This window comes from Vibrio sp. 10N.222.52.C12 (assembly GCF_041474215.1).
GTDB lineage: Bacteria > Pseudomonadota > Gammaproteobacteria > Enterobacterales > Vibrionaceae > Vibrio > Vibrio crassostreae_C.
Genome location: NZ_JBFRTR010000162.1, coordinates 1 through 9,644, shown reverse-complemented (window position 1 = coordinate 9,644; position 9,644 = coordinate 1). Strand labels below are relative to the sequence as shown.

9 protein-coding genes are annotated in these 9,644 nt (G+C 40.9%); 1 reads left to right on the top strand and 8 read right to left on the bottom strand.

Translation table 11 applies throughout. From position 1 onward, the window contains the following. The 7 genes from AB4623_RS22520 to AB4623_RS22490 all read right to left on the bottom strand — a co-directional run. On the bottom strand, nt 1-258 hold a 258-nt coding region (locus AB4623_RS22520; protein WP_372147410.1), incomplete at its 3' end, for a hypothetical protein. 5 nt (nt 259-263) lie between these two features. Further along, nucleotides 264-1,778, bottom strand: coding sequence for a PAAR-like domain-containing protein (locus tag AB4623_RS22515; protein ID WP_372147409.1), 1,515 nt, complete (start codon nt 1,776-1,778; stop codon nt 264-266). A gap of 148 nt (nt 1,779-1,926) precedes the next feature. Beyond that, the gene (icmH, locus tag AB4623_RS22510; RefSeq protein ID WP_029224648.1) at nt 1,927-2,718 is read right to left on the bottom strand and encodes a type IVB secretion system protein IcmH/DotU; all 792 of its coding nucleotides are present in this window, start codon (nt 2,716-2,718) and stop codon (nt 1,927-1,929) included. Then, nucleotides 2,715-4,040: a type VI secretion system baseplate subunit TssK gene (gene tssK / locus AB4623_RS22505; RefSeq protein ID WP_017062572.1), complete on the bottom strand. Its 1,326-nt coding sequence runs from the start codon at nt 4,038-4,040 to the stop codon at nt 2,715-2,717. The genes icmH and tssK overlap by 4 nt, the downstream gene beginning before the upstream one ends. An 11-nt stretch (nt 4,041-4,051) precedes the next feature. Next, nucleotides 4,052-4,552, bottom strand: a complete 501-nt coding sequence (gene tssJ / locus AB4623_RS22500; RefSeq protein ID WP_029222546.1) for a type VI secretion system lipoprotein TssJ — start codon at nt 4,550-4,552, stop codon at nt 4,052-4,054. Beyond that, nucleotides 4,545-6,041 carry an FHA domain-containing protein gene (locus AB4623_RS22495; protein ID WP_372147408.1) on the bottom strand — a complete coding sequence of 499 codons (1,497 nt, stop codon included), beginning with the start codon at nt 6,039-6,041 and terminating at the stop codon, nt 4,545-4,547. The genes tssJ and AB4623_RS22495 overlap by 8 nt, the downstream gene beginning before the upstream one ends. A gap of 9 nt (nt 6,042-6,050) precedes the next feature. After that, nucleotides 6,051-6,656, bottom strand: coding sequence for a hypothetical protein (locus AB4623_RS22490; protein WP_029235799.1), 606 nt, complete (start codon nt 6,654-6,656; stop codon nt 6,051-6,053). Nucleotides 6,657-7,342: 686 nt separating this feature from the next. On the opposite strand from AB4623_RS22490, the gene AB4623_RS22485 reads away from it, so the two are divergent. Beyond that, a complete protein-coding gene (locus AB4623_RS22485) occupies nt 7,343-8,626 on the top strand; it encodes a type VI secretion system ImpA family N-terminal domain-containing protein (protein WP_372147407.1) in 1,284 nt (427 codons plus the stop codon). On the opposite strand, the gene AB4623_RS22480 is transcribed toward AB4623_RS22485, so the two are convergent. Beyond that, a partial coding sequence (locus tag AB4623_RS22480) for an IS3 family transposase (RefSeq protein ID WP_372147406.1) occupies nt 8,623-9,644 on the bottom strand: 1,022 nt, incomplete at its 5' end. The genes AB4623_RS22485 and AB4623_RS22480 overlap by 4 nt on opposite strands.

Genomic DNA, 9,644 nt, shown 5'->3' with positions numbered 1-9,644 from the left:
ATATAGAGATCTGCTTAATATCTTCTTGTAATTTTTATTTATATAGTTTAGAGATGATATAGAAACTATATGATGGGGAGCCAAGACTTTTACAGACAAATCTTTGTTTGTAGAGTTGGTAATCCATGGGTGAGAATGAATTGAATTTCCAAACATTTCACAAATAGGAGCCCAGTTTTCACTAAACGACCTAAATCCCACAGCCTTTTTAGGATGTCGACTAAGATTACTTATCGTCAGTTTATTCCATTTACCCATAATATTTATGCCTTTATTAATTTATGTCCGATACACTGTGTTTTAAGTTTTCCTATTTCCTTATTACATATTTTACATCGGCCAGAGTTTTTATCTTTTTCTTCATTCGCCTTTGCAGAGTTCTTTCCTGACTGAGCAGACTCACCTGTGTTGTGTTTTACTTTTGCTGGATAGGTTTTCTCGCCCTTATCTAAGATTCGAGCAAAAAGTTTTTCAAACTCGCCCATCGCTTCTTTTAATTTGTCTGGCACCATCTTATCGATGATTTTCACTTCGTCGACCAATTTTAAGAAGTATTCTGCTAGTTCATCCGCACCCATTCTGTTGGCGTATGAAGCCAACTCGGTGGCCACTTCAATACAGGGTTTTAGAACATCCGATACAATGTTGCTAGCCTGTTTGGCGTAATCAACCCATTTTAGGGTACGTAAGAACTTTTCCGGGTCACCTTTACCCATCCCACGCAGTACCGCAAGTAATGTGTCTTTTGATGTACCCTTCCCGCCTTTCAAAGCGACTTTACATGTACCTTTAACTGCACTACCAAACGTTGGAATACAGCCAATCAAAGTCAAAGACAGTGCCAACCAATTTTCTGGCTTATCTCGTTCTTCTTCACTTAATAGTGTCATGATATTTGCTGAAAGGTCTCGTACATCTGCTGCTTGGTCTACGACGGGGATCATTGTCAGCGCTGTGTTTGCAATGATTTGCTCTACCGATGCATCATCATTAAAGTCACCTAAAATTACCCCCCAGATCCAGCTGGCAGCGCCAGACATTCTCTTCCAAGAATTTTCCCAGAAACCAACCTCACCTCGTTTGGCTTCTTCAATAATTAATTGGGCATTCGCATTTGGGTTGAAATTAGGGTTGGTTTTAGTTGGGATGTTTGGCATGAATTCGCGACTATCTTCACCATAGTCAATGTTAAATTCACCAGGTGCAACCCCACTCACCGAAGCTTTGCCTACATTATCTAATGTACCTTCAAAGGAAGCGCCGGTTTGATCAATCAGTTTATATGTAGCCCCTTGAACAGGCTCTCCATCAGAATAAGAAAGAAACAGGTCTACCGTATACGTCCCTTCCTGATCTTCCGTCACAGAAACCGAAGGGTTTTGCGCGCCGCCTAAACACATGGTGTTGGCTTTGTTCATAGTCATCTGGTCAGAAAGGCGGCATACACCGATACCTTCGAACTTAACGGTAGGAGAAGCTGATATGAATTCGGCCTCGGCTTCAATAGTGCCTGAGGCTACGCCCTTTTTATCACCACCTGCATCGCCAGTACTGGCGCTGAATTTACTGCCTTTAATAGCAATGCTGTTACCGCCATCCATAGAGACGGTCGTGGTGCCGCCTACTAAATCGGCGGACTTTGCATTGTTACCATAAGGGATAGGAACAACAGGTTTGCCGACTGTTGTTAAACAAACATCAGGGAGTGTTGCGTTCGCTTCTCCTCCTGAGCCTTGATGAACTACGCTGAGTCCATTCGCACAAACTGTTACGCCCATAGTAAATCCAATTAAATTCCAATAGATGTATGATAAAAGAGATCGCAGGCTGCAATCTCTCTAAGTACGTAGTGAAAATGAAGGATGAGACTGTTACTTCGAGTCTATTTTTAAAAACGGACAGAAGATCTCACAATTAAATCTGATGCTACTGATACACATCCAGAAGCTGCTGAAATTTTAGGTCAATGACCAAGTAAGTCGCGGCATACATAACACCAAAGATTACTGTACTGACGCCAAGAATTAACTTAGGAGAAATAACCCGTTTGAGCGGTTTTTTTAAATACTTCGCCTTTAAGTTAACTAACGTTACTTTTTCCTGTTCGGCTAAACGCTCGTCTCGGACTAAGCGATAAATTGTGTTTCCTATGTCTGAAAGCTTTTCGTTACCGCGCTCTTCTCGGCCGTACTTGCCTTTGAACCCAAGTTGAAGCAATAAATAAAGGAATTCGATAACGTGTCTGTATTTTCGAGGGTCAGCTTTTAAGCGCTCTAAGATGGTGAAGAACTTGTCGCCACCCGATGTTTCGTTATGAAACTCAGACAACAAACTATTTGTACTCCAATGACTGTTCGCCCCCCACTCTTGTCGACATACAGATTCGTCTATCGCAGCACATAAGCAATAGCGTATGACCAATATTGATGCTCGATCCAACTCCATTTCATTGAGCTTTCGTTCACCTTTACGAATTTCTCGTGCAACTTGTTCTCTAAAAGGACCAGGATCGTCCAACCAAGGAATCGAAGACATACATGAGAGACTGGCTATTAACCAAGTAAACTGATCGACCAACGGGTTAACACCCATGCTCTCCACGTTTAGGTCTCTTACCGCAATATTTCTAGATAAATCAGGTGCAGGCATAACCTCCATTGGTTTGCCTGGTTCTGGTTGAAATAGTACTACGGTGACGTCGTTTTCGGCGTAACTCATAAACGTACAGCCCAAAGCTGTAGTGATAAGTTCGCGAAGTCGCCAGCAATATGGACTGCGATTGCTGCGGTGTTATTCAATGCATTCCATTCGTCACTTGCTTTATCGAGCTCAAAATAGGTATATCCGGCATGATAAGGCAACGCTCTAGGTACCACTGGCATTGGTTTCATTTCAATACCCGGCAATTGTAAGTTAATTAGATCGCGAATATTGTCGATCGAACCAATCTTGGTTTGGCTTACAAACTGCGTATGCAGAATATCAAGTGGTACGTCTGCTTTAACAGCAAGAATAAACGTCGTAGATTCGACAATTTTACTGTCTGGAATTGCTGCAGTTCGAATTCCATAGCTTTGCTCTCTCAATGTTAAAGGTATTGCACGTTGTTCTGACATAACACTTAATGTCATTTTCGCGCTATCAAGCGTACGAGATAAACAATCGGTCAGTTGGCTATGGTTGTATTTTGTAAACTCTTGTGGTCTACGAGATGCGGAACACAGTGTAGATAATTCACCTTCCGCTTGTAACAGGATCCGATAAAATGACTCTGGGTGAACGCCTTCCACACTTGCAAAATGCCAGAACAACGGCTCATAACGATTCAAGGCTTGTAACAACATAAAATCAGCAACAGACGATACGCCCTGCTGGTCAACCACACCTAAACGCTGAACAATCGATTCGGCTCTGTGTTTAAGCATTGACGCGAATTCCGTCGCGAACTTGCTCAAAACTGTAGATGCGTGAATATCAATGCACGTCGGAATATAGTTGTCATCCAGAATGATGCTTCCGTCTGGCTTCACTTCCGAAATTTTCAAAATGGGAATTGATGTATATGCGCTCTTATCTTCATGATCGTACATTAAGAAAAAGTTAAGCTTACCCACCACAATACTTGCCATATCTTCTGATTCATAACATGCATCTACGGCTTCTTGGGTTTCCATGTTATAGCGAGCACCGTCTCCATTTCCGCCAAAGAGTTCAGATCGTTCTGATGGCAGTGGACAGCATAAATACACCACTTTATCCGCAATAGAAGGGTCAACATCTCTTACTTCTGGAAGCTCAGCAAGAAGCGGTAAATCAAATGGAGTACGGTCTTGTAAGATACCTTCTGCTCGTGTGATCCCGATTTTGCCAAGTGCCAGTAGCTCAGTGTTAATCTCAATTTTTTTCACTCCCCAGTGTAAGGGAGAGCTATTAGAGCTAAGCATGTTAGATAACTTGCCTTGAGACCTATCGAGTTGCTGAAAGTGTTGAGGCTTCATGAACATACCATCTTGCCAAACAACTGGGTTATATAAAGACATTCGTCAGTTCCTTAAAAATACGTCTGTTCAATACCGCGAGTATTGTTCGAAGATAATTCACTACCCTCTACTTTTAATCTCAGAAAGTACTCACTTTTTTCTTCGATCACTTCAACCTTCCGCCAAGACGAGCCATCAATATCTCTGAATGCCACAGAAAAACCTAATGCACGCGTCGTTGGATCTAACTCTAAAATCTCATGTAGCTCATCGCCCGGCTGCAGTTGGTATTCATATCGTTTAATATACTCATCACCTAAGGACGCTTTATCATTTTCGAATAGAGCAAAGAAATCCAAACTACGAAATAAAACAGGTGAAGTGAGTTCATGAACTCTCAGAATGACCGGCGAAGATTGTCCCTGCTCTCGTACATTGAGAAGTTCTGACGCTTCTATCACGAGTTCAATTGAAGATGTTTCTGGTGTAATTCCAGATGATTCTTTAAATTGCTCCCACATAGAGCAACCTGATAATAGAAACAAGGTAATGGGGATTATAAGTTTACGCATGATCAGCTTTTGCAACCTTACTGTATCTGTCTTTCATCAACGCTTTAAATGTCGACTCATTGAATTGTCGAGTATTCTGCTCATAATGTTCGCTGTACTTTTGCCATAGCTTTGACTTACTAAGGAAGCGTGTCTCTTGGCTTAAAGTGTTTGCAAACTGCTGAGGATCATTCGCTTTTAGTTGCTCCAATACCAAATCGTTAATTGCCTTCGCATATAAGGTATCGTGCTCGCTAAGTTCATCCAGTATCTGTTCAATTAGCTCATTTGGAGCCAATAGATTTTGACTATTTAGCGTTAACATCAATGTAGTTAGGCTAAGATCATTGTGGGCAAATGAACTTTCGTCAGTAAGCTCTTCAACACTCTGTAAATCTTTGTACAAATTATCGATACACAATCGTAAACAAGCGCCCATTTGTTTAAAAAATAGAGCGTCATATTTCGTGTCAGACTCTAAATCAACACCCAGTCCTTCAAAGAATGCATGTGTTACATTTTCATGTTCGTAAGAAGTTTCACTCAATGCGATATTATTCTGAGTTCTACTCTCACTTTCAACAGGCTGCTCTTGGGGTTCGGTATGAGAGACAAATTCTTGTGTCACCTCTTCCCACTTATGGCTCTGTATGTTTGTAGAATGAGGTATAATAGTGACAGGTGGCACTTCTGGTAGTTTATTTTTGAGAGTCCCTGAACTGCCGTTAGGTGTATCTGACTTAAGATCTGAACCTTCAACGCTTGCTGGTTTTAAACGGTTCGATATCTTAGCTTGATCATCGGCGACATCTTTAGCTTTCAGGTTCGCCTGCTGTTCTTCTTCCATCCCCATCCAATCTTCAGGAATCAAACTAGGAAGGTCAAACTCAGAATGGATACTCAGACTGTCATCAACGACTTGCCTTTGATGTTCTGTCGATGACTTCGTAAGGCTTTTATCGTTGCTTTCGTCTCTAACAAGGTAGTCATCATCTCTTTGCATTGAGAATTTTAAGTGTTCGACGGGATCATGGGTCTCAACACCATCAGGTTTCGTTTCCATAAAGAGATCTTCTAGCGTGCCTGCCTCTGTCTCTTCTTCAACAACGGACTCTTCCAAGTTCATTAAAGGGTCTGTTGAATCTCTTTCTGGTGCTATTTCAGAAGCTATGTCGTATGAAGTCGTTACCAACTCAAGAGAAATACTCACTTCATATTGTCCCAAAGACACTCTATCGCCGTCACATAATGAGACTGGCTGATTCTTAAGGATCTTATTACCATTAACCAATGTGCCATTTGTACTCACATCACTAATGTAATAAGTGTCTCCATATATACTCAATAGACAGTGCGTACCAGATATGAATCGGTTGTGATCCGTTAAAGTCACTGTACAACCTGCTTCTCGCCCTAGAGATCCACCTTCTTCAGGCATCTCGATACTTTTAGCTCCAACATATTCTTCAGGGCACTTCGAGATCACCAAAACCAATTGATTTATACGCATGAATAGCCTTTAAAACAGAAGAGAAACACTAAACTCGACACCACCTAGACCTTCGTTATAAAAAGGTAAGATGTATGAAGCTTGCGGGATTATTTGTAAATGAGCGTCTGGGTTACTTCCTAACTTGATCACACTACCAAAAGTCACAACAGCGCCAGCTTCAAATTGATCGATATCTTCAAGTTGTTCGCCGGAACGAAAGCCTTGGTCGTCAACTTTCCAACGGTTTGAGTATTGCGAGTAACCTAAAGACAAGCCTGCACCTATATAAGGTGTGAACACCGACCAGCTACCTAAAGCATACTGAGGCACAATACGAAATTCGTAATTGGTTACCTCGTTATAAACGCCATTCTTTGGAGCTTCGATGTCGTCTTCAGCCAAATAATTAAAACCTAGCCACCAACGCCATCGGTTGTTACTTTCATCAATTGGACGTGTATGGACGAACCCGTAACGCAGAGCATCTACTTGGCCACTCGGTCCTTCTTCATATTCTATAGTGTCTATGCTCAGCATATTTACTGAACCACCATATCTTTCACCCTTCGCGATTGCGATGGACGAAAAAAGACACATTGTGGATATTAGACCGATTTGACTTAGGTTTCGCATGCTTCCCTCTGAGTTCATCCATATATTAACTAGATGCGCAAGATAGCAATTATTATGTCTTTTACAATAAGGAGACGGTCACACCCGCCATTTACGACATTATAACTAGCAAAAAAAACGATATATCTACAAGAAAATGCATTACGAATAATTACAAATAAAATTCATTTATAAAATCAAAACTATCAATAATTGAAAAATCAAACGACCAACAACCATCCAAAGAAAGAAGGTTGTTCAATACAAGAAAATTAGCATTTACAAAATTCAAAAAACCTAACATGCCACTTTTTTATCTTTAACCTATAGCATAATCATTTACAGCATTTTTCTAATTTAGTGTTAGTTAATATTTATGCAATCATTGACAAGAGTAATCATTAATCAATAAAGAACCACACGTAGGAATAGTTAGATTCATATTATTTCTCCCCAAAAAGACCATAAATGTGACTTTCATCACTGAAATTTTATAAAGCCTAGTCGTAAATTGTTACATTTTTGATCTTTTTGTGAATAACGTCACATAGTGCTGAAATTAAGAACTTTTCAAATCTTTTAACATTCAAATTATTCTGTTTGACTATAGAATCCTTGAAAAATATAAATAAAAAACAAGCGAGGCTAAATTTATTAGTTATCGCTAAATTTCGATTTCGTTATATATACAGTTGGATATCAAGATTATGTTCTCCTCAGATTTCACAAGACGGCCTATTGACGAAGAAAAGCCTAGCGGAACTAACCCAAACGCATTAGATGATTTTACAGAGATAAAACGTCAAATTAATAACCTTAATAAGGTGACAGGGAGAGTCTCTTGGAAAAAGGTTCAGTCTCTTTCAAAAACGATACTTTCGAAAAACAGCAAAGATTTCCGTTGTAGTTGCTACTTTACTGTCGCAGCAACACATAATGATGGCTTAAAAGGTTTAGCTGAAGGACTCAGTTCTATTCTGGACTTATGCGTCGTTTATTGGTTTACCGCATATCCAGAAGTTACAAAATCAAACGCAAGGATTGGGGCGATAGACTGGATGGTTGAACACACAGAAAAACGAATAAAGTCGATTAAAACAAACCCCGACGACGTACTGCTGATCGAAACTTGCCATCGCTTATGTATGAGAATTGAAGAAGAACTAAGACTACATTACGGTATAAAAGCACCTTCATTAGGTGGGGTACGTCGAATCTTAAAGCAATGGGTTGATGAACATAAAGAGACCGAAGCAAACCTGCGCGAAGCAGAGAATCAACGAAAGTACCGAGCTCCAGAAGAAAATAAACAACCAACACCAGTGGCTCAACCATCAACCATTAAAATTGATGTGTCAAATAAGCAATCTGCAACAACATCGAAAGTCGACGATAAAACACCCTCTAATTATTTAGTCGTCTACCTGTTAGCCGGATTTCTTGCTTTAGCATTGTCCTCTCACTTCTTTTATAAGCAATACCAACTAAAAGATCTGACTAAACAAATCATCACATCTGATATCTCACAACTTAATGAAATAGCACATTCATTAAGATATGAATATGCTCCTATTTCTCAAGATGTTAGACCTAATGTCGTAAACCAATTAGACACACTAATGAAAGGTTGGGTTGCCGATCCAATCAAAGTGTATCAGATCGATATTTTAGACCGATTGACGCTTGATTTGACCAAGCTGTATCCGGACTCGTCTTCTATTCTACGATTACGCCAAGAGTTCACCAATGAACAAGAAAAGTTAAACACAGATTACGCCCAACTTCACCGACGCTTTTCTAACGCCAGGACTGTATTTGCGAATGTAATTAGAGGAAGTGAAAGTAAAAAGACAGCACGAGCTTATGAGTACAGTAACTCTCTTTTTCCATTGATTGGCCGCATTGAATATGCAGAAAAAGAACAACAACAAAAAGAACTACAGAAATCCGGTGTTTTTCAAGGTAGTTGTCATCATTTGCTTACTTATTAAGCAGCTTCTCTTTCTGGATTTAGGTGAACGTCACCAACAGGCGCACAGTTCCTGATATCACCAGACCACCGCTCAGGCTTTCGCTGTTTTGCAGCGAGCAATACCTCTACACGACGCTTCAAGATCTCTTTATCTTTTCCATTGTGACGCTCTGAAGGCGTGACGTAATTTAGCTGACTGTGCTTGTGCTCGGTGTTGTACCAGCGTACGAAGGCTTCAACCCAACTTTGGCTACTATCGATTGTTTCAAAGCCCTTCGTTGGCCAGCTTGGCATGTACTTTACCGTGCGGAACAATGACTCAACATACGGGTTATCATCACTGACTCTTGGGCGACTATACGATGAAGTAATACCTAACTCTTCCATTTTGGCTTTGAACGTCAACGACTTCATCGGCGCACCATTATCGGAGTGAAGAACCAGAGCTTGATTGAAGCACTGCTCTCGCATCAACGTTCGTTGCAGAAGTTGTGACGCCAGCTCACCGCATTCATGCTCATACACTTCATAACCAACAATTTTTCGACTGTAGATGTCCTCAATGACATACAGGTAATAATGTTGGCCTCGAACTTTTGAAGGTAAGTAAGTGATATCCCACGTATAGACTTGGTTCGAGTCCGTCGCTGTGTAACTGGTTGGCTTCGCTTGCTTCTGTCTTCTCCGCTGACGACCTCGTTTGTGAAGTTGCCCCTGCGTACTCAACACTCGGTAGTAGCTCGACTCAGAGGCGATATACTCACCTCTATCAAGCAGTGTCGGGACGATTTGAGTTGGAGGCAAGCTTGCAAACTCAGAGCGGTTACACACCTCGATTATCGCATCACGCTCTTCCTGCGACAGCTTGTTAGCAGGCTCAGGTCTGAGGCATATTGGCCTTTTGTCAGCTTGAACTTCACCTTGCTGATACCAGCGACGATACGTTCTCAAGTCGATTTGAACTTCATGGCAAGCTGGCTCTAAACGACACCCGCATTGCTTCGCTTCAAGGATAAGAGTCACTATGGTCTGCCTTT

Coding starts and splice junctions, on each gene's coding strand:
- AB4623_RS22485 (WP_372147407.1), top strand. CDS start 7,343: ATGTTCTCCTCAGATTTCACAAGACGGCCTATTGACGAAGAAAAGCCT.
- AB4623_RS22490 (WP_029235799.1), bottom strand. CDS start 6,656: ATGCGAAACCTAAGTCAAATCGGTCTAATATCCACAATGTGTCTTTTT.
- tssJ (WP_029222546.1), bottom strand. CDS start 4,552: ATGCGTAAACTTATAATCCCCATTACCTTGTTTCTATTATCAGGTTGC.
- tssK (WP_017062572.1), bottom strand. CDS start 4,040: ATGTCTTTATATAACCCAGTTGTTTGGCAAGATGGTATGTTCATGAAG.
- AB4623_RS22495 (WP_372147408.1), bottom strand. CDS start 6,041: ATGCGTATAAATCAATTGGTTTTGGTGATCTCGAAGTGCCCTGAAGAA.
- AB4623_RS22515 (WP_372147409.1), bottom strand. CDS start 1,778: ATGGGCGTAACAGTTTGTGCGAATGGACTCAGCGTAGTTCATCAAGGC.
- icmH (WP_029224648.1), bottom strand. CDS start 2,718: ATGAGTTACGCCGAAAACGACGTCACCGTAGTACTATTTCAACCAGAA.